A 23,528-nucleotide genomic window follows, 5' to 3' on the forward strand; every position below is an offset into this window, starting at 1 on the left:
TTTGACATTTCTTTCGCTGGCGTTATACTAATCATGTCAAAAGAATTTGACATTTAAGGGGTGAGAGCCATGAAGAAAATGGATGAAATGGAGCGGAATTTTGCCGATCACTCGATAAGAATTGCTTACATGATGATGTTTCTAATGTTATGGTCAAGTGCGGTTTTTCAGCATATTCGTACAGGAGCGTGGAATTTCGATTTCTTTGTGGTTAACGTGGTGACAGTTGTTCAAATTGCCAGCTATGAGTGGTTCAAACACCGAGCTGATTCAACTGACAAGGAGCCGGGACGAGTTTTGTACATGACCATCGCAGGGGTGGCGATTGTTCTTGCTGTTGGCGTGCTCGCCTTGATGCGTCATGGAAAATAAGATTCGGAGCCTCAAAACTCAGCGGCATTTGACGCAACAAGAATTAAAGGAGTGAGAGCCATGCGGAAAATGGACGAAATGGAGCTTAAACTTTCAGATCAATCGGTCAAATATGCCTATGTTTTTGCGATGACATCATTGGTCTTTTATAATCTTTTTCAGTTGGCTCATGGTGAAAAAGGCGATTTTACATCGTTTGTGATAGGCGCTGCGATTGTCATTCAACTTGGAAGCTTTGAATGGCTTAAACATCGGGCGGATAAAACTGATCGCGAACCTAGCCGTATTTTAGTTGGTACGATTATTTTAGTGGCCGCTCTTTTAACCTTGGGCTTGCTGATGCTGATGCGTCATGGAAAATAAAATTCGCACCCTTAGAACCCAGCAGCACCTGACGCAACAGGAATTAGCAGATGCAGTCAATGTTACGCGGCAAACGATCAATGCCATCGAAAACAATAAGTATGATCCCACGTTGTCCTTAGCATTCGCGTTAGCCAGGCAGTTACAGACAACCGTTGATCATCTCTTTCAAAGTTAAAAGCAGGCTGTCCACGTCAACAACGTGAATAGCCTGCTTTTTAGATAGATCAATCATCATCTTCTCCGAGCGCATCGAAGTCATAATAAAGATCACGTTCGGGTAAGACAACATCTGCATTTGTTTCCGCGTCAATCGCCTCAGCTTCACGTTCCGGGTGAAAGCTATGCCACGGCACGATCACCCGGGGGTTCACTTCTTTAGCCAACGTGATTAAGTCCTCGCGAGTTGCATGGCCGGAAGCATTCATAAACTGCAAAGGAATTTGATGGTCCGCCAACCAATCCTTCAGCTGAGCAAACCGCGGATCGTAATCCCCCAAAGGTTCACCGTTACTGTGTACATAAGCGCTGATTGGTAAGTCTGCCAACCGTTCAAGGTGCGCGTAACTATTTTGCAGAACATATTGTTGAGGCGCCTGTGCAAGGTCAGTTAACTGGATTGTTTTGCCAAGAATCGCATCAGGCTGCTGGTTGGTCATTGCAGTTAAAATTGCCGCTTCGTTAGGCTCCCACACCACCTGACGCCCGCTTGCATGCGCTGAAACTTGGAAGGCTGCCATCCGCTCATAATTGCGATTGTAAGGGTTAATGACAACCAGTTGCGAGCTGTCAGTCAGCAATTGGCGAAATTTAGTTTGCAGGCTCATTTCGGTCAGTGGCACACTTGGATGATCCTGATCTTCAACTGGTGTCGGTGTATCAAACGAAAAGCTAGTGCCTTCAAGCAAGAAGAGACTGATCTTTTCAGCATTGAAACGGCTAGCCCAGGCGTGCACGCGATCGGCATGCGGGCCATTGAGGCGAACGTCCCCGGAATGGGCAAAGCGGCGCGCACCATCATCAATCAACAGCGCCATCACTCCGGGTTCATCGTGATCGCTGTGAAACCCGGTTACTGTCAAATCGCCAATTGCCAGTGGCGATTCAAAGGCTAAGGGATGGAGATTGGCAACCGGTTTTTCGATGCCTAAGCGAATGAGCACCTGATAGAGGCGATAGGATGGTTCGGAAAGATAAATCGGAATGTTTTTCTGCAAATATTGTAAGGCGCCCATGTGATCAATATGCAGGTGCGAGATGAAGATGGCTTCATTGGCAAACGAATCCGGTTGATCGAAAAAAAGTTCCGGGACATGCGGTAATTTGCCGTTATCAATGGCCGAGGCAACCGTTTCATGGCTTAAATCAGCTGCAACCCCAAAATCCATGATGACCCGGCTAGTTTTGGTAGCAAATTCAACAATGTTGCCGCCAATGGTATTGAGACCGTTTAAAAAGCGAATCGTCGTCACAATAATTTCCTCCAATGTCTCTCGTTGGCATTCGCGAGAACATTAAATCGTACCCCGTCTATGCGTGAAAAGCAACTATTAAAGTGAACCCGGAAATTAAAATCAGCCTCAGAGACAGTTTCGTCTCTGGGGCTGATTCGGTGTCGTGCTGGTATGACAAGTCATAATTTAGCATACCAACCTAGTAGTTTTTGGTTATTTGTTTGTCTTGATAATTGTTTCTGCCTGACTTTGCAGCGTCTTCAAAGCTTGGTCTGGTTTTTCGTGTTTCGTCAGCATAGCATCAACCGCGTTCAGAAGATCGTTGCGATATTCCGAGAAGCCGATGAAGGCAGTAGATTGGAAACCGAAGCCGAGTGAATCAACAGCTGCTTTGCTGGTTGGATTATCACTGAGATATTTCTTGAAGTCAGCTGATTGAACCGCGGATTTACGCAGCGGAACATAACCGGTTAATTGTGCCCACTTGGAAGTTTCCTTTTCAGATAGCAGGAACTTCATGAATGCCCAAGCACCTTTTTGCTGATCAGTAGAAGCGGATTTGAAGAGGACAATATCGTTGCCTGCCAGTTCGGTTGCTTTCTTGCCCTTGTAACTTGGTAGTGGCATGGTGCCCCACTTAAAGTCTTTGGGCGCATTTTGCTTCATGTTGGTGATACCGGCACTGGAGCCCGCGTAGAAGAGCGTTTTGCCGGAAGTGAAGTTCTTATCGCCATAAATATCTTCGCCAGCGGTTTTAGCCTCGCCGTTGTTCACCATATCCATGATGAAGTTGGCTGCGGTTAAAGTCTTCTTGCTGTCCAGGTTTGCCTTCAGCGGGTTAGCAGAAACAAGCGGATTGCCTGCTTGGCGTGCAAGTCCTTCGAATTCCATATCGAAACTCTTGTCAAAGCCAATTGCCGCAACGCCGTCAGCCTTGAGTTTCTCGGCATCCTTCTTAATGTCTTCCCAGCTCTTTGGCTTATCAATGTTATACTTCTTCATCAGTGCTTCATTATAAAAGAGAATCCGCGTTGACTTGGAGAATGGCACGCTATAGTACTTGCCTTGGTACTTGGAGCTAGACAAGAAGGCTGGGTAAATATCCTTCAAGTCGCTACTGCTCATTTTGTCATCACCTTTGAGCATGTATTGATCAAGCGGGGTGATGAAACCATTTTTCACATAATCAGGAACGGTGGTGTAGGTTGTCTGCGCAATTGTCGGGAGATTACGCGACTTTGCGGCAGCCATAATCTTTTGCTGCAACGCGGTGTAATTGCCTTGCGCGGTGCCGACAACTTTATACTGCTTTTGGCTCTTGTTGAAGTCCGTGATGATCTGATTAAGCGCCTTTTGATAAGGACCGTTCATCCCATGCCAAAAGGTGATCGTCACACGTTTACCCGAATCGCTCTTAGTCGTGGAACTGGATTTGCTGCTACTGTTGCTGCCGCATGCGGTTAAGATGGCAACCAACATGACCGTAAACATTGCAAGTAATGCTTTTACCCAAGTTTGCTTTTTCATTTTGATAGATTATCCTTTCAATCCAGCTTTAGAAATCCCAGCAATAATGTACTTCTGCAAGAAGATATACAAAATAACCATTGGAATGATGACGAATGTGGAAGCCGCCATCAAAAGTTGATATTGTGTGCCGGCATCAGTTGTGAAGGCCTGTAAGCCGACTGGCAAGGTGCGCATCTTATCAGAGTTCGTGACGATCAAAGGCCACATGAATGCGTTCCATGACCCGATCACCTGAAGGACGGTAACCGCTGTGATCGTGGACTTGCTCATTGGAACGAGCACCTGCCATAGATACTTCCAATCCGACGCCCCGTCAATTTTGGCGGCATAATAAATCTGATCCGGCGTCGATTGGAAAGTTTGACGCAACGTGAAGACGGTAAAGAAGCTGGCCAGCCACGGGAGAATCAGCGCTCCGTAGTGGTCGATTTGTCCTAAGTGCGACAAGGTGACGAAATTGGGGATGATCAGCATTTCACCAGGAATCATCATGGTTCCCAAGAAAATGATAAACAGAATATTCTTGCCATAGAACTTCAACCGTGAAAAAGCGAAGGCAGCAAGAATACTGGTGAAAAGCTGTCCAACCGTGGTCACCACCGTTACGATGATACTGTTGATGAAATACTGACCAAATGGCGCTTCATTCCATGCCTTAACATAGTTGCTCCACTGCAAGGCCTTTGGAATCCAAATTGGTGGAACGGCGATTGTTTCCGGTGCGGTTTTCAGCGATGTCGAAATCATCCATAGAAAGGGGATCAGCATGGTGATGGCCCCTAAAATGACGATCAGATAAAGTAAGACTTTACTGAGCTTTTTTGCCATAGTTTGCTTTTCCCCCTTAATAATGAACGTGCTTGCGCGAATACCACAGCTGCACGAGCGTCACGAGCAAGATGAGGAAGAAAAGCACAACGCCGGATGCGGCCGCAATCGGATACTTATACTCGGTGTAAAATTTCTGGTACAAGTAGTACACAATCGTTAAATCGGCCTTGCCTGGTCCCGGCGTCCCTTGGAATAAGGCAAAGATTTCATCAAACACTTTGAAACTGCCGATAATCCCGTTAACGGAAACCAGGAAAGTGATCGGTGAAAGCATCGGAATCGTGATGTTCCAGAATCGCTGACGAGCATTGGCCCCATCAATTTCAGCAGCTTCGTAATAACCGTGGTCGATGTTGTTTAAGCCAACCAGGAAAAGGATGATGTTGAAGCCCAAACTTTTCCAGATACTCATGATGATCAGTGCCAACAAGGCGTAGTGCGGATCAGTCAACCAGTTAATCGGATGAAGTCCAAACCAGCTCATGAAGTAATTGATCAAGCCGTAATTACCATGGAACATCCAATTCCAGACCATCGCAATCGCAACCGTACTTGTGACAAATGGTAAGAAATACACGGTTCGGAAAAAACCGGAAATGATCTTTACCTGATTAAGCAGTAAAGCAATAATTAATGACAAAACAACTGTTATCGGGACAACGCCGATCACAAAGACCAAGGTGTTGCGCACTGCTAAATGAAAATCAGGATCATTCCAGAGATAGACGAAGTTGTCAAAGCCCCAGCCGCTGACCTTATCCGTGTAAAAGTCATACTTGGTGTATAGACTCATTAAAAAGGAATTAATGATCGGCCAGATATTGAAGGTGATGGTAATGACGAGCATTGGCAGTAAATAGAGTGCTGCTTTAGCCGTCGATTTGAGCGTGGCTTTTTCATTCAGCATGACTTTCACCACCAAAAATCAAGGCGCCAGACTGATCAAAGAGAAAAAATCCTGATTTAGTGATGTAAAAATCCAACTCCGGCTGACGACTGGAAACGCCGGCCATTTCGGTAGACAGAAGCCGTTCGCCGTTATAATCAATATCGGCAGTCGCCTCACGTCTATATTTGGAACTATGCGTGATCTTGCCATGGAACTTGGCAAGGACATTTTCGCCAGCATCATAAGGGATAATGGCTTCGCTACGAATGCCGGCAGTGACAGCTTGTTTCAAAATCGCCTCTGGTACCGCATTAGCTAAATCAGCTGATAATGCCTGTGCCGGGATCGTGTTAATAACAGGTTCGCCAATAAACTTAGCAACGAACAGATTGTTAGGCTGATCGTAGAGGGTCTGTGGCGAACTAAACTGCTGAATGGACCCGTTTGCAAGCACCATAATGTTGTCGGAAATATGCAGGGCTTCGTCTTGATCATGGGTGACGAAAATGGTGGTGACGCCGGTTTCACGTTGAATCCGGCGAATTTCTTCACGCATCTCGATTCGTAACCGCGCGTCAAGGTTGGATAGTGGTTCGTCAAGCAGCAAAAGACTTGGCGATTTGGCTAACGCGCGCGCAATGGCGACTCGCTGCTGTTGACCACCGGATAAAGCTCCCGGTTTTTTGTCAAGCTGGTCTTCAACGTGCACCAATTTGGCAAGGTCTTTAGCTTTGGCGTGGCGCTCGGCTTTTCCGACTTTAGCCATCTTCAGTGGAAAGGCAATATTGTCCAAGACCGACAAGTGCGGATACAGACTGTAGTTCTGAAATACCATGCCGACTTTACGGGCTAAGGCATCTTTTTTAGTGACATCCGTATCACCAAAGAAAATTTGCCCGGCAGTTGGCGCCAACAGTCCCGAAATCAAATTCAGTGTCGTGGTCTTACCGCCGCCGGAAGGACCCAGCAGGGAAACCAGCGTGCCATCGGGAATGGTAAAATTCAGATCCTTCAGGGTATCTTTCTTGCCATCGTAGGACATCGTGACGTCCTTGAAAGTAACTTTCAACCCAGTACGCTCCTTCGAATAGTTTTCTGCTCCTCACCTCCGTTCGTCGGTCCCACGCAAGCATGCCGGTGGGGTCGCGCCAAAAAGAAAATTTGGAACAAGATATTGTGGTGCCGCCACTTCACTAAAGCATATCTAGGGGGCGGGGCGACAACACAACTCTTCACATATTTTAACCCAATTTCACTCAAAATTGGACTCATTCGCTTAAAAACATTTGATTGTTACACAACAAGTGATAAGACGCGAACGTTCGGCTTCTTTGCTATAATAAATTCATGAAAAAGGAGCGATTTTTGTGATCATACGTCCAAGTAAACCAGCGGATGCTGCTCAGGTGGCCCCGCTGATTGATATTGTCTTTACTGAAATGGAAATACCGCAGTTAATGCGGGTTCCAAAACCAACCTTATATGCAGTTTTGCAACAAGCATTTCTGCTGCCCACTTATCGTTACGGTTATCCACAAATTCTGGTAGCCGATCAGGATGGGCATATTGAAGGTATTGCAGTGGGTTATCTACACGAACAAGAAGCGCATATTGATGATGCTTTACGTCCCTTGTTGCCAAAACTGGGGCTAACCCCGCAGTCATCTTTGTTTACGGATACCGAAACTTATCCAGGCGAATGGTATCTTGACACCTTAGCCGTGGCGGCCACTGCGCAAGGACATGGCATTGGAACCAAGTTATTACAAGCGGTCGATCCGGTTGCCCGCGCCCGCAAAGCCGATGTAGTCAGTTTGAACGTGGACAAGCAGAATCCGCGGGCTAAGAAGTTATATGAACGCAATGGCTTTGTCAAAAATGGCGAGCTGATGATTGGCAGCCATCGCTACGATCATATGATTCGGCCAGTTGGTGATTAAGTGAAAAGTCGGCACTTACAGCTGGTAGTGGAACCAAACAAAACGGCACTCGCGATGGGAAATCTTTTGCGAGTGCCGTTTTGTTTTTCTTACCATACTTAAGGTATCGTCCATTTTTTGTATCAATACAGCAGCTAAAGCCTCAGTCGGGGAAGTCCAGACCATATTCATAACGTTTCAACGGATCAGCCACCCCAACATGGCGGAAGCGGTCGAGGATAGCCGCCAACAAAATGGCAGCAGGAATGTCCCGATTGCTGGGAATCGTAAGCTTAACAATTGCCGGAGCGACTTCTTCGGCACTAAAAATGGTTTTGACGCCATGGAAGACCTGATAATGATTGTTGAGCAAGTTACCCATGGCGACCCAGTTAAGTTTGGAGATAAAAATGAATTGGTGCCAGACGCCAAACATTTTTTTGACACTGGCAACATTACGATCGGCAATATATAGGTCATAGCGAGGGAAAACGCTGACTGTTTTTTGACGAATCGAACCGAGCGGATTGCCGCTTAGTGTGTTCAAATCAAATCCGCCATTGATAATACCGTGGCGGGCCGTCAAAATATACGCCGGTTTGCCATTGTCGGTTTTTACCACGCTCAGACTGCCGGTACTTAACGCATTCATATCAAGATATAACGCCATTTGCAGACCTCCCAGGAAAGGTCACATGCTGTGTTTAACCGCAAAGATTAGAAATGGGCATTTGATGCTTCTGCCTTGTTAACGCGAATAGCCTTGCGAATTGCGGCGGCAACGCCATTTTCGCTGTTGGTTTTGGTGGTATCCCATGCCAAGGCAGTGATTTCAGGAATCGCATTTCCCATCGCAACGCCATACTTGGCCATTTTAATCATGCTAGCATCGTTGAGATTATCGCCAATCGTCATGACTTCATCCATCGTGATGCCCCGTTGCTTGGCATAAGCTTCAACGGCATAACCCTTTTGTGCTTTAATATTGTTAACTTCAATGTTGTTGGCCGAGCTTGAGGTGACACTGAGTTTGCCGGTGGCTTCAAAAGTCTTTGCGGGTGCTTTTAAAATATCATGCCGTTCACCGGTAAACGCGATGAACTTCATAATTTGGATGGTTGGATCGTCCAATAATTCTTGGTAGTTATCAACGTAATTGATATTCATCAGTTCAAGCCGAGCAGCCGCCAGTGCCACCGCAAGTTTGTAAGTTGTATCAGGATTCAGATCAACGAGCAAATCGGCAACATTTTGAATCCGCTCGACGCGACTATCTGAGAAGACGCCTTTGTTGGTGACAACTTCAAAGTAAATGTTGTCTTTTTGCAGCGTTTTGACAATGTAATCGTTTAGATCATCAGCAATTGGAATTGTGACCACGAGCTTGCCAGCCTCGTCAAAAACCATTGCGCCATTTAACGTGATGAAGGCGGGTTTTAAGTTCTGAGCTGCCAATAAGGGTTTTGCCTCAGTCACGCCGCGTCCGGTTGCAACCATGAATTCGATACCAGCGGCTTGCGCTTCACGGATGGCCTGGGCGTTTTCGTCTGAGACTTCCATTTTGTCATTCAAAAGGGTGCCATCCATGTCCGATGCAATAAGTTTAATCATATTTACAGTTCCCTCCGGTTTGTCATGGTGCCGTTACGATTTTAATTTTAGCATGAAAAACGCTTGTCCGGTAGCAAACGTGCTGGGATTCTTGTACACTATTTGCGGAGGTGCAGCTTTTGAAAACATTAATCCATAATGATTGGCAGACGGTTCTGGAACCGATTTTTGAAAGTTCCGAATATGCACGGCTGCATGGCTTTTTAAAAGAAGAGTATGCCACTAAAACGATCTATCCCGAGATGCATCATATCTTCCAGGCCTTCGAATGGACCCCGTTTCATGATGTTAAAGTGGTGATCTTAGGCCAGGATCCTTACCACAATCCGCATCAGGCAGTGGGGGCTAGTTTTGCGGTTGCGCCTGGCGTTGCCTTGCCACCATCACTGCAGAATATTTATAAAGAATTGCAAAGCGACTTAGGGTATCCACCCGTGCATCACGGCTATCTTAAAGCGTGGGCGAATCAAGGCGTTTTATTGCTCAATGCGGTCCTGACCGTGCAGGCTGGACACGCGTATTCGCATCAGAATCACGGCTGGGAAGCATTAACCGATGCCGCGATTGCCGCTTTGTCAGCGCGCGGTGGCGTCGTGTTCATTTTATGGGGCAATGCGGCCAAGAAAAAAGCCGCCTTGATTGACACTTCTAAAAATGCCATCATTGCGTCCGCACATCCAAGTCCTTTGTCAGCATCACGTGGTTTTTTTGGTAGTCGACCGTTTTCACGCACGAATGAGGCATTAGAGAAAATGGGAGAGACGCCGATTAATTGGCAGCTGCCAGAGACGGTTACGACAGAAAATTAAAATGATAGCAACAGCCGTTTAAGCGGTGCAAACCAGTGATCCCCATTTGTCTCAGCGGGGACAGTGGGGTGTTGAGGAACGAGCAGCCGATTTTTCCTTCTGACTTCTGCTGGTCATAACCCAATAAAAACGGTATGATGATACAGAATAAAGCGCTTTTATGGAGGGATAAAGTTTGGACCTATTTGAAAGCTTAAAAGATAAAATTAACGGTAAACATTTGCGGATTGTATTTCCGGAAGGCGAGGATCCGCGGGTTTTAGGCGCTGCAGTTCGGCTTGCAGCTGATGGCCTGGTTCAGGCAATTGTCTTAGGTAACCCGGATAAGATTCAAAGCCTGGCCGCCGAAAAAAGCTGGGATCTGAGTAAATTAACCGTTCGCGATCCTGAACATGACGAGCTCCATGACCAAATGGTGACGGCGTTTGTCGAGCGGCGTAAAGGTAAGGCGACCCAAGAACAAGCCGAAAAGATTGTTCAGAATGCCAATTATTTTGGGACCATGCTCGTTTACATGAAGAAAGCTGACGGGATGGTCTCCGGTGCGGTCCATTCAACGGCTGACACGGTGCGCCCGGCGTTACAGATCATTAAAACGCGGCCTGGGGTTCATTTAGTGAGTGGTGCTTTCATCATGCAACGCGGTCGGGATGAACGATACTTATTTGCCGATAACGCGATTAACATCGATCCGGATGCTGACCAATTGGCTGAGATTGCGGTTGAATCGGCTAAAACGGCCGCATTATTTGATATCGAACCACCCCGCGTGGCTTTGTTATCATTCTCAACCAAAGGCAGTGCCAAGGGACCGCAAGTGGATAAAGTGGTTGAAGCCACCAAAAAGGCGCATGAATTGGCACCGGATTTGGCTTTGGATGGCGAATTACAGTTTGATGCTGCCTTTGTTCCAACCGTTGCCAAGCAAAAGGCTCCTGATTCCAAGGTAGCCGGGGAAGCTAACGTCTTTATTTTCCCAGAACTGCAATCAGGTAACATTGGCTACAAAATTGCCCAGCGATTCGGCGGCTTTGAAGCGATTGGGCCAATTCTTCAGGGACTGAATCAACCGGTTTCCGACTTAAGCCGTGGTGCAAATGAAGAAGACGTCTATAAGTTGGCCATTATCACGGCGGCCCAGACCTTGCTATGACAAGCTTAAAGAAAGATTTCACCAGTGAAGCTGCACTGCAGGCCTTTGCTGCTTCACTGGGACCGCAGTTGCAAGCAGGCGATGTGTTACTGCTAGACGGGGATCTTGGCGCTGGCAAGACTAGTTTTACCAAAGGCTTGGCTAAGGGGCTGGGCATTACGGATTATGTCAAAAGCCCAACCTTCACAATTATTCGTGAATATCGCCATGGCCGCCTGCCGCTTTATCATATGGATCTTTATCGTTTGGAAGATGGTGGCGCCGAGGATTTAGGGTTGGAAGAATATTTCGAAGGTGACGGGGTTTCGGTTGTCGAGTGGCCTGACTTTCTGGGGCTTAGTGAACCGGAAACCGACCTGCTGATTCATTTTCAAAAGGATGATAATTCGGATACCACACGTCACTTAGAACTGGTTCCCCGTGGTCCGCGTTATGAGGCGTTACTTCAAAGCCTCAGCTAATGTGTTAATGATGGTTTGCTAGAGAACATTCGGAAAAACAGGATCGAGCATGATCGCAAGTCGAAAAAGCGATGCCCGGTGCTGTTTTTTTTTTTGAATCAGCCGAGTAATTGTCTAGCTGAACGCTTATATTTTGATAACTAAAGTTTGCATGCTAAACTAATAGCAATGTGAGCTGTTGAACGAATAGGAAAGTAGGTGCAAAATGTTAGAAGTCAAGGATCTGGTCAAGACTTTCGGTACCATGACCGCCGTTGATCATGTGAGCTTCACGGTAAAACCCGGTGAGATCATGGGATTAATCGGGCAAAATGGCGCGGGTAAAACCACGACTTTTCGAATGATTCTGAATTTCTTGACGCCTGATGCCGGTACCATCAGCTGGAACGGGCAACCATTGACGGCCAAAGATTACGACATCATTGGCTATTTGCCGGAAGAACGCGGGTTATATCCTAAAATGCGGGTGCAGGATCAAATTGTTTATTTTGCCCGGTTGCGGGGTATGAAAACAGCTGAAATCAAAGCGAGGATTCCGGAATGGCTGGAACGGTTTCAGGTTAAAGGTAGGGCTACGGATAAGATCAAGGATTTAAGCAAAGGCAATCAGCAAAAAGTTCAAGTGATCGCGACAATGATACATATGCCAAAGCTGGTCATTCTTGACGAACCGTTTTCCGGACTCGACCCGGTTAATGCCAGTTTGTTAATGGCCGGCATCGAGATGCTTAAAGACAACGGCGCAGCGATTATTTATTCCAGTCATGATATGGCTAATGTTGAGGCTATTTCGGATCATTTGGTGATGTTGAAACAAGGTCGCATGGTCTTAAATGGTGCTGTAAATGCCATTCGGGAAAGCTTTGGCCGAACCAAACTGTTTATTGAATCTGGCTTGTCGGAAGCAGAATTGCAAGCATTTGACGGGGTAACACATCTTCGCCGACACGGACAGGAGTTTGAGTTAACACTGGCTGATCCAGCAGTGGGTCGACAAATATTTACCCAAGCTGTGGCGAATGGCTACATACCGGAATTTCGCCAACAACCGCCTACGCTTGATGAAATTTTCCGCCTGAAAGTAGGTGAGTCGAATGCATAAGTTCTGGGTGGTTATGAGTCAGGTTTACAAAAAGAATGTCAAAAGTGGTTCGTGGATTTTCCTAGTGTTGTCGCCATTGCTTTTTCTGGCAATTGGGGTCGGCATCGCGTTTTATGTAGCCAAAACACAAGCTCCTGCCCAAGTGGCCGTTGTCAGTGACGTTAGCGCCGTGGGTCAGGCATTAAGCAAACAAAGTACCGATGACTTAAAGTTTAAGGTTTATTCGTCAGATAAAAAAGCCAATGCTGCTTTAAATGATGAGAAGATTGACGGTGTTTTAACGGTGAAGGCTGCTGACCATTTCCGTTCCCATTATGTAGCGCGCGATAACGGGCAAACGGTTGACACGTCGACCCTTGTCACCGCACTGAGCGGCCTTAAGCTCAGCAGTACCGCTGCCAGTATGCACTTGACGCCTGCCCAAGTTACCGCCTTAACGCAGCCGCCTGTGGTTACCTCAAAAACAGTCGCGATTGAAGATGGCAAGCAAGTACCCAAATCAGACTCCACGCAACTCATGAACCATGGTGTTGCCGTCGTGTCCATGGTGCTGATTCTGATGGTGACGATGGTTTACGGCTCAATTCTCGCGCAGGAAATCGCGACGGAAAAAGGCTCACGGATTATGGAGATTCTTCTATCATCCGTCAGTGCCACGACTCAGTTCTTCGGTAAGCTGGCCGGGATCTTCGCCTTGTTATTGACACAGCTGGCAATTTATCTTGTTGCCGGATTGATTGGTTGGCAATTTCTTAAAAACCAAAGCATGGTCGCAGGGGTCTTGAAACAGTTTGATTTCTCGATTCTATTTTCCGGGACTACCGGTATGATCGCGATTTTCTTTGTTATTGGAACACTAACATTTTCGGTGTTAGCTGCTTTGACAGGTTCGCTAGTTTCCAATCAGGAGCAGGTGCAACAAGCTGCTATGCCGATTAGCATGTTGGGGTTGGTTGGCTACTTCATTACCATTGCCGCGCAGTCAGGTGATTCAATGCTTGCTCAAATAGCCAGTTATGTGCCGTTTTTAAATGTCTTCGTGATGCCGACGCAAATGTCACTGGGACGAGCAAGTATGGGCGAGGCGTGGATCAGTATTGCAATTAGCATCGCCTTCTTGGCCCTGTTTACAATGTTCACGGTCAAAGTCTATCGCAATAATGTGTTGGTTTACTCAGGCTCCGGCTTATGGCAGTCAATGAAGACATCCTTTAGCATCTGGAAGTCAGAGCGGCATGTCGTGAAAAAATAAGCTGAAAAAGAAATTGTGAACGCCTGACTGAACGGGTAAATAAAAATGGCTGGCAAAGATGCATTTTAACATTTGACGATCAGCGTGCTGTTTACAATTTGAAAATAAAAACGAGTGCAATTTTTCGTGTTAAGCTGCAGCGAAAATTGCACTCGTTTTTTAGTTTTATACGCTAATTTGTTAAGCTTCAGCCTGCTTTAGCTAACTTCATCATGGCTTTAGTCTGCGCTTCGCCAAAATGTTCATTTTCGGCAATGAGGATTCTTGCACACGCATAACTGTCCGCTAAGGCGTTGTGATGGTGCTCAAGCGGAATCTTGAGTGCAGCACTGACTGTATCCAAACGATGATTCGGTAACTTTGGTAAAAACTGCCGTGATGTTTTAACCGTATCAATGACCTGATAGCGTGGCGCGGCAATGCCATAGCGATCAAGTGTCAAGCGCAATACGGAAACGTCAAACGGTGCGTTGTGGGCGGTGACAATCCGACCAGGCGTATAAAACATTTGAATATGCGGCCAAACCCGATCAAAAGTCGGCTGGTCTTGAACCATATCAGGTGTAATCCCGTGAATCCGAATGTTTTGCGGGTCAAATTGCATCTGCGGGTTGATCAGTGTGTAAAAACTGTCAACAACTCGATTTTGTTGCACGACGACTAAGGCAAGCGAGCAAGCCGAAGCCCGTTTGCGATTTGCCGTTTCAAAATCCATCGCAATAAAATCCATGTCATCTTCTCCTAAACTAAATCCTGAGTCACCAATTCGACAGGACAGTGATCGCTGCCCATAATTTGCGTTAAAATCTTAGCATCCTGAATGTAAGGTTGAAAGGCTGAGCTGGCGACAAAATAATCAATCCGCCAGCCGGCATTGTTAGCTCGCGCGTGGAAGCGATAACTCCACCAGGAATATGTGACCGTATCCGGGTAAAAATGGCGGAACGTATCAATGAAGCCACTATTGAGCTGTTTGGTAAAATCAGCCCGCTCTTCATCGGTAAAGCCGGCGTTGTGGTGATTGGTTTTGTCATTTTTCAGGTCGATGGGTTCATGGGCAACGTTTAAATCACCACAGTAAACGAGTGGTTTCTTTGCTGCCAGTTCATTCGTGTACGCGAGAAAATCCCGATCCCACTGTTGGCGATAGTCGAGTCGTTTGAGCTCGCCACCGGAATTAGGCGTATAGACCGTCATTAAATAAAACTTGGGATATTCAAGCGTAATGATCCGCCCTTCGGTATCATGTTCAGGGATGCCCATGCCATACGTGACATTCAGCGGCTTGTGCTTAGTAAAAATGGCGGTTCCCGAATAACCTTTACGTTCGGCATAATTAAAATATTGATAGTAGCCGGGCAAATCGAGTTCTACCTGACCAGCCTGCATCTTCGTTTCCTGAAGACAAAACCAATCTGCATCCAATTCGTTAAAAATCGTCATAAAGTCTTTTTTTAAAACCGCTCGTAAGCCGTTTACATTCCATGAAATCATTTTCAACATGCTTCACTCCTATCGCTGCTATGCGCCTTCATTTTACTAGACTTTACGGGTGAATGCGACTGGCGTTCTTGTTAGTGTAAAACTTCTCTCAGTGCATGTGGAGGGGCAAACACGAGCACATCAGTTTAGAAGATTCTCGTAGCAGTGCGAAGGGGCACCTTGTTCGAATATCAGGATAGAAAGCAAGAGCTGGCGGAGCGGTGGCGGGCTCAGTGATGAAATTGGTCTAAAGCGGAGTGGGCTTCTCCGCTTTAGACCAAGGCCGAGCTTTGAAACCGCGGTTTTTGCGGGTTCGAAGTCGTGCCCACCACTCTAGCTGCGCGGTCGCCAGCCTCCACCACCGCGGAGCCAGCTCGGAGTAACGGAAATCACTTAATTAGAGTAGAACCGAGAAAAAGTTGACACTTACTGCTTTTTGCGCTCTGTGTTCATGCGCCCGAATTTCTGCTAAAATAGTAAGTAGTCTTTTTGAAAGGACCTGATGTTGTGGTAGACGCACCACGGATACTTGAAGGTATCACCATGTTGCATGATGAGCCGTTGAGTCATTATACCTTTACAAAAACCGGTGGGCCGGCTGATTTGCTTGCGTTTCCTAAAGACGTGGCTGAAGTTCAGGCTTTGGTTGAAATGGCTCGGGAGCGGGATATGCCGTTAACGGTCATCGGCAACGCCAGCAATTTAATTGTGCGTGATGGCGGCATTCGGGGGTTAGTCTTGATTTTAACGGCGATGAAAAAAATCACCGTGAATGGTAACGATGTAACGGCTCAGGCGGGGGCCCGGCTGATTGACACAACCGAAGCCGCTTACCGGGCCGGATTAACCGGACTTGAGTTTGCGGCCGGGATTCCCGGCAGTGTCGGTGGCGCGTTATTCATGAACGCGGGCGCTTATAACGGTGAAGTCTGCAGTGTGATCAGTCAGGCTCACGTTTTGACGCGCGCAGGGGAACTCAAAACTTACAATCATCGTGAATTAAACTTTCGCTATCGGCATAGTGTGGTTCAAGATACCGGTGACATTGTCTTGAGTGTCACCTTTTCCATGAAGTTTGGCGATAAGCCTACTATTCGGGCCAAGATGGATGAACTCAATGCAAGACGGGCAGCTAAACAGCCACTGGAGTATCCATCATGTGGCTCGGTGTTTAAACGTCCCCCGGATCATTTTGTTGGTCCGATGATTCAAAAAGCCGGTTTGCAAGGGCATATCATTGGCGGTGCGCAGGTATCGAAAAAACATGCCGGGTTTATCATTAATTTAGGCAATGCAACGGCAACCGATTATCTTGATATGATCCACCTTATTCAAAAAACGGTTAAAGCCAAGTTTGACGTTGACCTAGAGCCTGAAGTTCGGATCATTGGCGAACCGTTACACTAAGCAATATCTTAAAATCTATTTGAAAGGGGCTACACAATGCATTTAGTCGAAGCCGTCTTATTCTTGATGGCATTGGTCATCATCTCAAACGTGCTCAGTCATTACATTGTGGCTGTCCCGGTTTCTTTGATTCAAGTCGCGCTGGGACTAGGCGCGGCTTTATTTTTTCATTTAACGATCAATTTAGCGACTGATTGGTTTATGTTGCTTTTCATTGCCCCGCTGCTGTTTTACGATGGTCGGCATTTTCCGCGGCGAGAACTATGGGAGTTGCGTGGTCCGATTATGGGGAACGCCATTTTTCTGGTGTTTGCAACGATGCTGGTCGGAGGTTACTTAATTCATTTCCTGATTCCGCCATTACCACTACCAGCGAGTTTTGCGTTGGCAGCCATCCTTAGCCCCACCGATCCGATTGCGGTTCAGAGTTTGGCTAAGCGTGTGCATTTGCCAAGCGGGGTTTTGCACTTGGTGAGTGGCGAAAGTTTGATCAACGATGCCAGTGGCTTGATTGGGTTTAAGTATGGCATCGCGGCCACCATGACCGGAGCATTTGCACTAGGCCATGCTGTTCGGGACTTTTTCTACGTGGCGTTAGTAGGGGCGTTAGCTGGCTTGGTGCTAATCGGCTTGATTAATTTGAGTCGCAACTGGCTTTTGCAACAAGGGCTCAATGATGTCATTTTGCATACGATTTTGCAGGTGTTGACACCGTTTTTCATTTATTTGATTGTGGATGAATTTATGCATGCTTCTGGCGTCATTGCTGTCGTAGTAGCCGGTTTACTGAGCAATACGCAGCATAATCGGTATGTTGCCGCGTTGCCGGAGTTGCGGATTGTTTCTGAACGGACGTGGGATTTAATTGTTTATACCCTGAATGGGATTATTTTTCTTATCTTAGGGATTGAGCTTCCTGTTGCCATGCGGGACACGATAGCCGATCATGAAGTCAACACATGGCAAGCTCTTGAATTTGTTGTGATTGTTTATCTCGGCATTTTGGTTTTGCGGACGTTATGGATTTATGGCTACATGTGGCTTACGGTTCGTTCAAAAGGCAATCCTCCTTCTTGGCGGGCGGCGTTGTTAAGCGGTATTTCGGGTGTCCGCGGTGCCATTACGCTAGTCGGTGTGTTTGCTGTTCCCGCAGCATTGGCAAATGGCCAGCCGTTCCCCGAGCGCAGCCTGATGCTGTTTATTGCTGCCGGCGTTGTCGTCTTGAGCTTAATCGTGGCGATTGTGGCCTTGCCGCTGGTGACGCGCTCAGTCGCACCGCTGCAAACCCGTGGCTCCACGATTGCCGCAGATGGTAGCAGCGATGTCGCCGAGGATGATGAAAATAGTCACGATGTTCGCATTATCTCTCAGCGTCAAGCCCAGCTGTTTGTCTATCAAATGGCAGTTCGTCGCGTTGAATCCGAGCGGCGGGAGTCAAATCAAAAAGCGGCACTTGATCTGATCGCCGAATATCAAAATCTGATTCGGCGCCTGGAGCTAGCCGAGGATACCGGCGCCGCCATTCCGCCATTGGTTCAAGATGAACTTGATTTACGTAAGGTGGGGGTTCAAGGCGAATTATACGCGTTAGATGACTTATGGCGCGAGAACAAAATCATGTCCAAAAGTTATGCCAAAGCTCACAAACAACTGCAGCATCGCCTGGATGATTTGAATTCAATGGCGAAACGCTCCGGCCGACCAACATTGCGCATGCTTCTTGACCGGTCCGCGTTGAAGCTATCCCACTTTTGGTACACGGTCGCGAGTGAACAGAATCGCTCGCATCGCTTTTTCAATGAGAAACTGTTTATTGAAAAGGAAACAGCAAAAGGCGGCTTGAAGTATTTGTCGCAATTTCTTCGTCAAAAAGAAAACAAGGCCCATCATTACAACCGCCAAGTGATTTATTCGTTGATTGTTCAGTACCGCAATCGAATTGCATCGGTTAAAGCGTTAAACACCCACAAATCAACGCAATATGAACATGAACTCGGCCGATTACGCGCGATTGCGTTTGCAGCCGAGCGAACGGCCATTCATGATCTACTTGAAAAAGGGTATATCACCATGGCCATGGCCCAGCGCTTAAATCAAAATGTTAACTTCACGGAAAATGCTGCAACTTTAACTTCGATGGAAGAAGTTTAGGAACTGGGATTAAAAAATATCTCGACAAACAAACGGCGACCAGATGTTCTCAAATGAGCATGTGCGGGCGCCGTTTTGTTGTATCAAAGGGCATTTAAGCTGCCGTGAAATTTTTTTTTGAAAATCAGCTATAAAAGCTTGCGTTGGTGCGTGACGTTCGTATAATAGGCAGAGTTAGTAAACTTAAAGTTTAGTTTAACGAAACTTATAAAGGCGGTGTGCCATGGACATTGGCAGCAAAATTCGTGATTTGCGCATTCGCAAAAACCTGACCCAAGAAGAGTTAGGGGAACGAACTGATTTATCAAAGGGGTATATTTCGCAAGTTGAACATGATCAAAGTTCGCCGTCACTGGAAACCTTTTTTGATATTTTAAGCGTTTTAGGTGAGTCGCCAGCCGATTTTTTCCGTGAAGAACCAGTTGATTCACTGGTCTATCATGCTTCGGATCAGGTGACTTATCTTGATGAGGACAAAGGTTATCAATTGAAGTGGTTAGTTCCCGAAAGCAATGAAAACGAGATGGAGCCGGTGATGATTGATTTTGCACCGGATGGGATTTTTAAAACTTTCGAACCATCACCGGCGGAAACGTTTGTGTATGTGGTTAGCGGCAAAGTGAAGTTGTTGCTGGGTGAACAGACTTATGTCGCTAAAAAAGGGGAAACTATTTATTTCCACGCAACGAAACAACATCAACTGGTGAACGCCGCAACGGGTCGCAGCAAATGCCTGCTGGTTGCGACGGCATCTTATCTATAAGGAGTTGGGGTCATTGAGCAATATCATTGTTGAACTGAAGCATGTCGGCAAACGTTATGGCGACACGCAGGTATTAAAAGATGTCAATATCGAAATTGAACAAGGCAAGTTCTACACATTACTTGGTCCGTCCGGGTCTGGTAAAACGACGATTCTGCGCGCCATTGCCGGGTTTCTGGATGTTTCGGAAGGCGAAGTGCTTTTTGATGGCAAACGGATTAATGATGTACCGGCAAATCAGCGCAAGGTTAATACGGTATTCCAAGATTATGCGTTATTCCCGCATCTTAATGTTTTTGACAACGTTGCGTTTGGATTACGTCTGCATCGGATGAGCAAGGAAACGATTAAGACCAAAGTGACAGACGCGCTTAAAATGGTTCGGTTACAAGGCTATGCTGACCGGGAAATCTCTGAATTGTCTGGCGGCCAGCAGCAGCGGGTAGCCATCGCCCGCGCCATTGTGCTGGAGCCGCAAGTCTTGTTATTGGATGAGCCGTTATCGGCACTGGACGCAAAGTTACGTAAAGATATGCAGTATGAGTTGCGCGAGTTACAAGAACGGCTCGGGATTACCTTTTTGTTTGTGACCCATGATCAAGAAGAAGCACTGGCACTGTCGGATGAAATTTTTGTCATGAATGATGGTCAGGTTCAGCAAAGTGGTACCCCGGTTGATATTTACGATGAACCGGTGAATCACTTTGTTGCGGATTTCATTGGTGAAAGTAATATCATTCAGGGGCATATGATTAAAGATTTCCTGGTCGAATTTAACGGTAAGCAATTTGAATGTGCCGATGCAGGGATGCGGCCGAATGAACCGGTCGAAGTGGTTTTACGGCCAGAAGATCTTGATATCACCGCAGCCGATGCCGGCAAAGTGAACGTTGAAGTCGATACCCAATTATTCCGCGGCGATTATTATGAAATCGTTGCTTACGATCAGCTTAAGAATGAGTGGTTGATTCACTCGACCAATCCGGCAAAAGACGGCGAGACGGTGGGGTTGACGTTTGATCCTGAAGACATTCACGTTATGCGGCTAAACGAATCCGAAGAAGAATTCGATGCGCGGCTGGAAACTTATGAAGGCGATTAAGCACAGTATTGACAGCGACTTTACTGTGACCGTGTCCGTTAACGCACGGTTTCGGCTAAGCACCGTTTGATTTCTAATCTGAGGAGGGTCATCGTGAAAAAATCCACCACGAATGTAGCATTTTACACGCCTTACGTGATGTGGCTCGCGTTGTTTGTGATCGCGCCAATGGTGTTGATCGTTTATCAAAGTTTCTTTGATATTAGCGGCCATTTTACCTTGGCAAATTATCAGACTTATTTTCAATCAGGCACTTATATTATGATGACGATTAATTCAGTCTGGTATGCCTTTTTAATCACACTTGCAACATTGCTAATCAGCTATCCGACCGCTTACTTTCTGCATTATGCCAAGCACAAGCAGCTATGGTTGTTGCTGATTATTCTGCCAACCTGGATTAATTTGTTACTTAAAGCATATGCCTTTATCGGAATCTTTAGTCAGGATGGCGGCGTGAACAGTTTCTTGGGCATGTTCGGAATTGCCCCGCAGCAATTTTTGTTTACTGATTTCAGCTTTATCTTTGTCGCCGCTTATATTGAAATTCCGTTTATGATTTTACCGATTTTCAATGCGATTGAAGAATTGCCTGAAAATTTGGTCAATGCCTCACGTGATTTGGGTGCCAAAGGGTGGCAGACATTTACCAAAGTTGTCTGGCCACTAACCATTTCCGGCGTTAAATCGGGCGTTCAGGCAGTGTTCATCCCTAGCTTGAGCTTGTTCATGTTAACGCGCTTGATCGGCGGGAACCGGGTGATCACATTAGGGACCGCGATTGAAGAGCATTTTCTCACCACCATGAACTGGGGGATGGGTTCCACAATTGGCGTGGTCTTGATTGTGGCGATGTTTGTGATTATGTTCCTAACCGGTGAACGAAAGAAGAAGGGGGTCCGCCGTCATGAAGCGTAAGTTTAAGTGGTCCAACCTTTATCTGATTTTCGTCTTCATCTGTTTATATGTTCCGATTTTTTATCTGGTCATTTATTCATTTTCAACCGGCGATCGCATGAGTAACTATTCCGGGTTTACCTGGAAACACTATGCCGAACTTTTTGCGGATACCCGGATGATTCAAATCGTTTTGGATACACTGCTTGTGGCGTTACTATCCAGCCTGATCGCCACGATTATCGGGGCATTAGGTGCGCTTGCGATTGATCGTACCAGTCGGCCGGTGGTTAAAAATACGGTGCTGTCATTGAACAACATTTTAATGGTCAGTCCGGATGTCATCATTGGGGCCAGTTTCTTAATCTTTTATACCGCGTTAAAAGTACCGCTGGGTTTCTGGTCGGTACTGATGAGCCATATTGCCTTTTCCATTCCGATTGTGGTGTTGATGATTTTACCGCGGCTACAGGAAATGAGCCATTCCATGCTTGATGCTGCGCGTGATTTGGGTGCTTCAAACTATCAGGTGCTGACGCGGGTCATTGTGCCATATATCACACCGGGAATTTTCTCGGGTTTCTTCATGGCCTTCACCTATTCGCTGGATGATTTTGCCGTAACCTTCTTTGTGACCGGTAACGGCTTTGAAACGCTGGCGGTGGAAATCTATGCCCGTGCACGTCAGGGAATCAGCTTGGAAATCAACGCATTATCTGGCGTGATGTTCGTCTTTGCTTTGCTGCTGGTGGTGGGGTACTACTTTATCCAACAAGCGGGACAGAGCAGGCGGGCAAAACACAAGCGAGAAAGCGAGGCGTTACTCAATGAAACGACTCATTAGTATTGCAGTTGCGATCCTGGCAGTCTGTCTCGGATTAGCTGTTTGGAGCGAGAACTTACAAAAATCGCAAGGAGATACCGGTGACAATACACTGAATCTTTTTAATTGGGGCGATTATATTGATCCGGCCTTGATCAGTAAATTTGAAAAGCAAACTGGCTATCATGTCAATCAAGAGACCTTTGATTCCAACGAAGCGATGTTTACCAAGATTCAACAGGGGGGCACCAGTTATGACCTGACCGTTCCTTCAGATTATATGATCGAGAAAATGAAGAAGGCCAATTTGCTATTACCGCTGGATAAAAGTAAATTACGCGGCATGCAGCATATGGACCCGCGTTTAATTAATAAAGAATTCGATCCAAACAACAAGTACAGCATTCCGTATTTCTGGGGCACGCTGGGCATTATTTATAATGACAAGTTTGTCAATGCCAGTGAGGTTCAACACTGGAACCAATTGTGGAATCCGAAGTTTAAAGACTCGATTATGTTGATCGACTCAGCTCGTGATGTGTTTGCGCCAGCCTTAATCTCGCTAGGCAAATCGGTCAACGAGACCAATCCGCAAACGCTTGCTGTTGCCAAAGCCAAACTCGATCAGCTCTCGCCCAACGTCAAAGCTGTCGTTGCGGATGAAATCAAGATGTACATGGCAGAAAATGAAGCTAAAATTGCCGTCGACTGGTCAGGTGAAGCCAGCGAAATGTTAGCTAACAACAAACACCTGCACTATGTCGTTCCTCAAGAAGGCAGCAATCTCTGGTTTGATAACCTTGTCATTCCTAAGACGGCCAAGCATTTCAAAGCGATCTATGCCTTTCTCAACTTCATGATGGAGCCAAAGAACGCCGCGCAAAATGCAGAATACGTGGGTTACGCCACACCAAATGCAACGGCTAAAAAGCTATTGCCTAAAAGTGTTCAAAACGATCGCCAATTCTACCCTGATGACGAAACCATGAAACATCTTGAGATCTATTCCGATCTGCCACCGGCTAAAGTTGGTCTATACAATGATTTATTCTTAGAATTTAAGATGTACCGCCGCTGAGGGTTTTGGTACCATTCAGTCCGCTACGGTTAGCTGAAAAAGCTGACTTGGCGGGCTTTTTTGTTTGGACTTTTGGCTG

General features: G+C 46.5%; 25 protein-coding genes. 16 read left to right on the plus strand and 9 right to left on the minus strand.

Annotated features, from left to right (window positions below):
- Positions 1-69: 69 nt before the first annotated feature.
- Genes EL173_RS05160 through EL173_RS05170 form a run of 3 tightly spaced genes read left to right on the plus strand, consistent with a single transcriptional unit; the run spans position 70 to position 913 of the window.
- Positions 70-372 (plus strand): hypothetical protein, encoded by a 303-nt coding sequence (locus tag EL173_RS05160; protein WP_005684545.1) that lies wholly within the window; start codon positions 70-72, stop codon positions 370-372.
- A 60-nt stretch (positions 373-432) separates the two neighbouring features.
- Positions 433-735, plus strand: coding sequence for a hypothetical protein (locus EL173_RS05165; RefSeq protein ID WP_005688735.1), 303 nt, complete (start codon positions 433-435; stop codon positions 733-735).
- Positions 725-913: a helix-turn-helix transcriptional regulator gene (locus tag EL173_RS05170; protein WP_005684546.1), complete on the plus strand. Its 189-nt coding sequence runs from the start codon at positions 725-727 to the stop codon at positions 911-913. The genes EL173_RS05165 and EL173_RS05170 overlap by 11 nt, the downstream gene beginning before the upstream one ends.
- A gap of 49 nt (positions 914-962) precedes the next feature.
- Here EL173_RS05170 and EL173_RS05175 read toward each other — a convergent pair whose 3' ends face one another.
- From EL173_RS05175 to EL173_RS05195, 5 genes are all read right to left on the minus strand, one after another.
- The gene (locus tag EL173_RS05175) at positions 963-2,207 is read right to left on the minus strand and encodes an MBL fold metallo-hydrolase (protein ID WP_014571233.1); all 1,245 of its coding nucleotides are present in this window, start codon (positions 2,205-2,207) and stop codon (positions 963-965) included.
- A 195-nt stretch (positions 2,208-2,402) separates the two neighbouring features.
- On the minus strand, positions 2,403-3,716 hold the full coding sequence (locus EL173_RS05180; protein WP_005684549.1) for an ABC transporter substrate-binding protein: 1,314 nt from the start codon (positions 3,714-3,716) through the stop codon (positions 2,403-2,405).
- Positions 3,717-3,725: 9 nt separating this feature from the next.
- On the minus strand, positions 3,726-4,547 hold the full coding sequence (locus tag EL173_RS05185; RefSeq protein ID WP_005684550.1) for a carbohydrate ABC transporter permease: 822 nt from the start codon (positions 4,545-4,547) through the stop codon (positions 3,726-3,728).
- Between the two features lie 16 nt (positions 4,548-4,563).
- Positions 4,564-5,457 (minus strand): carbohydrate ABC transporter permease, encoded by an 894-nt coding sequence (locus tag EL173_RS05190; RefSeq protein ID WP_005684552.1) that lies wholly within the window; start codon positions 5,455-5,457, stop codon positions 4,564-4,566.
- A complete protein-coding gene (locus EL173_RS05195; protein ID WP_019728431.1) occupies positions 5,447-6,508 on the minus strand; it encodes an ABC transporter ATP-binding protein in 1,062 nt (353 codons plus the stop codon). Before EL173_RS05195 ends, EL173_RS05190 begins: the two co-directional genes overlap by 11 nt.
- Before the next feature lie 298 nt (positions 6,509-6,806).
- On the opposite strand from EL173_RS05195, the gene EL173_RS05200 reads away from it, so the two are divergent.
- Positions 6,807-7,379: a GNAT family N-acetyltransferase gene (locus tag EL173_RS05200; protein ID WP_005684555.1), complete on the plus strand. Its 573-nt coding sequence runs from the start codon at positions 6,807-6,809 to the stop codon at positions 7,377-7,379.
- Between the two features lie 142 nt (positions 7,380-7,521).
- On the opposite strand, the gene EL173_RS05205 is transcribed toward EL173_RS05200, so the two are convergent.
- Both EL173_RS05205 and EL173_RS05210 read right to left on the minus strand, forming a co-directional pair.
- The gene (locus tag EL173_RS05205) at positions 7,522-8,028 is read right to left on the minus strand and encodes an LURP-one-related family protein (RefSeq protein ID WP_005684556.1); all 507 of its coding nucleotides are present in this window, start codon (positions 8,026-8,028) and stop codon (positions 7,522-7,524) included.
- A 47-nt stretch (positions 8,029-8,075) separates the two neighbouring features.
- Complete coding sequence (locus tag EL173_RS05210) at positions 8,076-8,969, minus strand: Cof-type HAD-IIB family hydrolase (protein WP_005684557.1); 894 nt, start codon at positions 8,967-8,969, stop codon at positions 8,076-8,078.
- A gap of 119 nt (positions 8,970-9,088) precedes the next feature.
- Here EL173_RS05210 and EL173_RS05215 point away from each other — a divergent pair, with 119 nt between their 5' ends.
- The 5 genes from EL173_RS05215 to EL173_RS05235 all read left to right on the plus strand — a co-directional run bounded on the left by EL173_RS05215 (position 9,089) and on the right by EL173_RS05235 (position 13,746).
- Positions 9,089-9,778 (plus strand): uracil-DNA glycosylase, encoded by a 690-nt coding sequence (locus EL173_RS05215; RefSeq protein ID WP_005684558.1) that lies wholly within the window; start codon positions 9,089-9,091, stop codon positions 9,776-9,778.
- Positions 9,779-9,953: 175 nt separating this feature from the next.
- A complete protein-coding gene (gene pta / locus EL173_RS05220) occupies positions 9,954-10,931 on the plus strand; it encodes a phosphate acetyltransferase (RefSeq protein WP_005688739.1) in 978 nt (325 codons plus the stop codon).
- Positions 10,928-11,392 (plus strand): tRNA (adenosine(37)-N6)-threonylcarbamoyltransferase complex ATPase subunit type 1 TsaE, encoded by a 465-nt coding sequence (tsaE, locus tag EL173_RS05225; RefSeq protein ID WP_005688741.1) that lies wholly within the window; start codon positions 10,928-10,930, stop codon positions 11,390-11,392. The genes pta and tsaE overlap by 4 nt, the downstream gene beginning before the upstream one ends.
- A 205-nt stretch (positions 11,393-11,597) precedes the next feature.
- A complete protein-coding gene (locus EL173_RS05230) occupies positions 11,598-12,494 on the plus strand; it encodes an ABC transporter ATP-binding protein (RefSeq protein WP_005688742.1) in 897 nt (298 codons plus the stop codon).
- Entirely contained in the window at positions 12,487-13,746 is a 1,260-nt protein-coding gene (locus tag EL173_RS05235; protein WP_014571234.1) for an ABC transporter permease, read from the plus strand. Before EL173_RS05230 ends, EL173_RS05235 begins: the two co-directional genes overlap by 8 nt.
- A gap of 187 nt (positions 13,747-13,933) precedes the next feature.
- Here EL173_RS05235 and EL173_RS05240 read toward each other — a convergent pair whose 3' ends face one another.
- Positions 13,934-14,476, minus strand: coding sequence for a 3'-5' exonuclease (locus tag EL173_RS05240; RefSeq protein WP_005688746.1), 543 nt, complete (start codon positions 14,474-14,476; stop codon positions 13,934-13,936).
- A gap of 11 nt (positions 14,477-14,487) precedes the next feature.
- On the minus strand, positions 14,488-15,246 hold the full coding sequence (locus EL173_RS05245) for an exodeoxyribonuclease III (RefSeq protein WP_014571235.1): 759 nt from the start codon (positions 15,244-15,246) through the stop codon (positions 14,488-14,490).
- Between the two features lie 489 nt (positions 15,247-15,735).
- On the opposite strand from EL173_RS05245, the gene murB reads away from it, so the two are divergent.
- From murB to EL173_RS05280, 7 genes are all read left to right on the plus strand, one after another.
- On the plus strand, positions 15,736-16,635 hold the full coding sequence (gene murB / locus EL173_RS05250) for a UDP-N-acetylmuramate dehydrogenase (protein ID WP_015764387.1): 900 nt from the start codon (positions 15,736-15,738) through the stop codon (positions 16,633-16,635).
- Between the two features lie 36 nt (positions 16,636-16,671).
- Positions 16,672-18,786 (plus strand): cation:proton antiporter, encoded by a 2,115-nt coding sequence (locus EL173_RS05255; RefSeq protein WP_005688750.1) that lies wholly within the window; start codon positions 16,672-16,674, stop codon positions 18,784-18,786.
- A 223-nt stretch (positions 18,787-19,009) separates the two neighbouring features.
- Positions 19,010-19,549: a helix-turn-helix domain-containing protein gene (locus EL173_RS05260; protein WP_005684568.1), complete on the plus strand. Its 540-nt coding sequence runs from the start codon at positions 19,010-19,012 to the stop codon at positions 19,547-19,549.
- Between the two features lie 13 nt (positions 19,550-19,562).
- Entirely contained in the window at positions 19,563-20,651 is a 1,089-nt protein-coding gene (locus EL173_RS05265) for an ABC transporter ATP-binding protein (protein ID WP_005688752.1), read from the plus strand.
- A 93-nt stretch (positions 20,652-20,744) separates the two neighbouring features.
- Positions 20,745-21,569, plus strand: coding sequence for an ABC transporter permease (locus tag EL173_RS05270; protein ID WP_005684570.1), 825 nt, complete (start codon positions 20,745-20,747; stop codon positions 21,567-21,569).
- Positions 21,559-22,392: an ABC transporter permease gene (locus EL173_RS05275; RefSeq protein ID WP_005684571.1), complete on the plus strand. Its 834-nt coding sequence runs from the start codon at positions 21,559-21,561 to the stop codon at positions 22,390-22,392. The genes EL173_RS05270 and EL173_RS05275 overlap by 11 nt, the downstream gene beginning before the upstream one ends.
- The gene (locus tag EL173_RS05280; RefSeq protein WP_005684572.1) at positions 22,376-23,449 is read left to right on the plus strand and encodes an ABC transporter substrate-binding protein; all 1,074 of its coding nucleotides are present in this window, start codon (positions 22,376-22,378) and stop codon (positions 23,447-23,449) included. The genes EL173_RS05275 and EL173_RS05280 overlap by 17 nt, the downstream gene beginning before the upstream one ends.
- Positions 23,450-23,528: the final 79 nt, after the last annotated feature.

The organism is Lacticaseibacillus rhamnosus, from assembly GCF_900636965.1.
Taxonomy (GTDB): domain Bacteria; phylum Bacillota; class Bacilli; order Lactobacillales; family Lactobacillaceae; genus Lacticaseibacillus; species Lacticaseibacillus rhamnosus.

Coding starts and splice junctions, on each gene's coding strand:
- EL173_RS05160 (WP_005684545.1), top strand. CDS start 70: ATGAAGAAAATGGATGAAATGGAGCGGAATTTTGCCGATCACTCGATA.
- EL173_RS05165 (WP_005688735.1), top strand. CDS start 433: ATGCGGAAAATGGACGAAATGGAGCTTAAACTTTCAGATCAATCGGTC.
- EL173_RS05210 (WP_005684557.1), bottom strand. CDS start 8,969: ATGATTAAACTTATTGCATCGGACATGGATGGCACCCTTTTGAATGAC.
- EL173_RS05275 (WP_005684571.1), top strand. CDS start 21,559: ATGAAGCGTAAGTTTAAGTGGTCCAACCTTTATCTGATTTTCGTCTTC.
- EL173_RS05235 (WP_014571234.1), top strand. CDS start 12,487: ATGCATAAGTTCTGGGTGGTTATGAGTCAGGTTTACAAAAAGAATGTC.
- EL173_RS05185 (WP_005684550.1), bottom strand. CDS start 4,547: ATGGCAAAAAAGCTCAGTAAAGTCTTACTTTATCTGATCGTCATTTTA.
- EL173_RS05260 (WP_005684568.1), top strand. CDS start 19,010: ATGGACATTGGCAGCAAAATTCGTGATTTGCGCATTCGCAAAAACCTG.
- EL173_RS05255 (WP_005688750.1), top strand. CDS start 16,672: ATGCATTTAGTCGAAGCCGTCTTATTCTTGATGGCATTGGTCATCATC.
- EL173_RS05190 (WP_005684552.1), bottom strand. CDS start 5,457: ATGCTGAATGAAAAAGCCACGCTCAAATCGACGGCTAAAGCAGCACTC.
- EL173_RS05280 (WP_005684572.1), top strand. CDS start 22,376: ATGAAACGACTCATTAGTATTGCAGTTGCGATCCTGGCAGTCTGTCTC.
- EL173_RS05205 (WP_005684556.1), bottom strand. CDS start 8,028: ATGGCGTTATATCTTGATATGAATGCGTTAAGTACCGGCAGTCTGAGC.
- EL173_RS05230 (WP_005688742.1), top strand. CDS start 11,598: ATGTTAGAAGTCAAGGATCTGGTCAAGACTTTCGGTACCATGACCGCC.
- EL173_RS05240 (WP_005688746.1), bottom strand. CDS start 14,476: ATGGATTTTATTGCGATGGATTTTGAAACGGCAAATCGCAAACGGGCT.
- EL173_RS05180 (WP_005684549.1), bottom strand. CDS start 3,716: ATGAAAAAGCAAACTTGGGTAAAAGCATTACTTGCAATGTTTACGGTC.
- EL173_RS05170 (WP_005684546.1), top strand. CDS start 725: ATGGAAAATAAAATTCGCACCCTTAGAACCCAGCAGCACCTGACGCAA.
- tsaE (WP_005688741.1), top strand. CDS start 10,928: ATGACAAGCTTAAAGAAAGATTTCACCAGTGAAGCTGCACTGCAGGCC.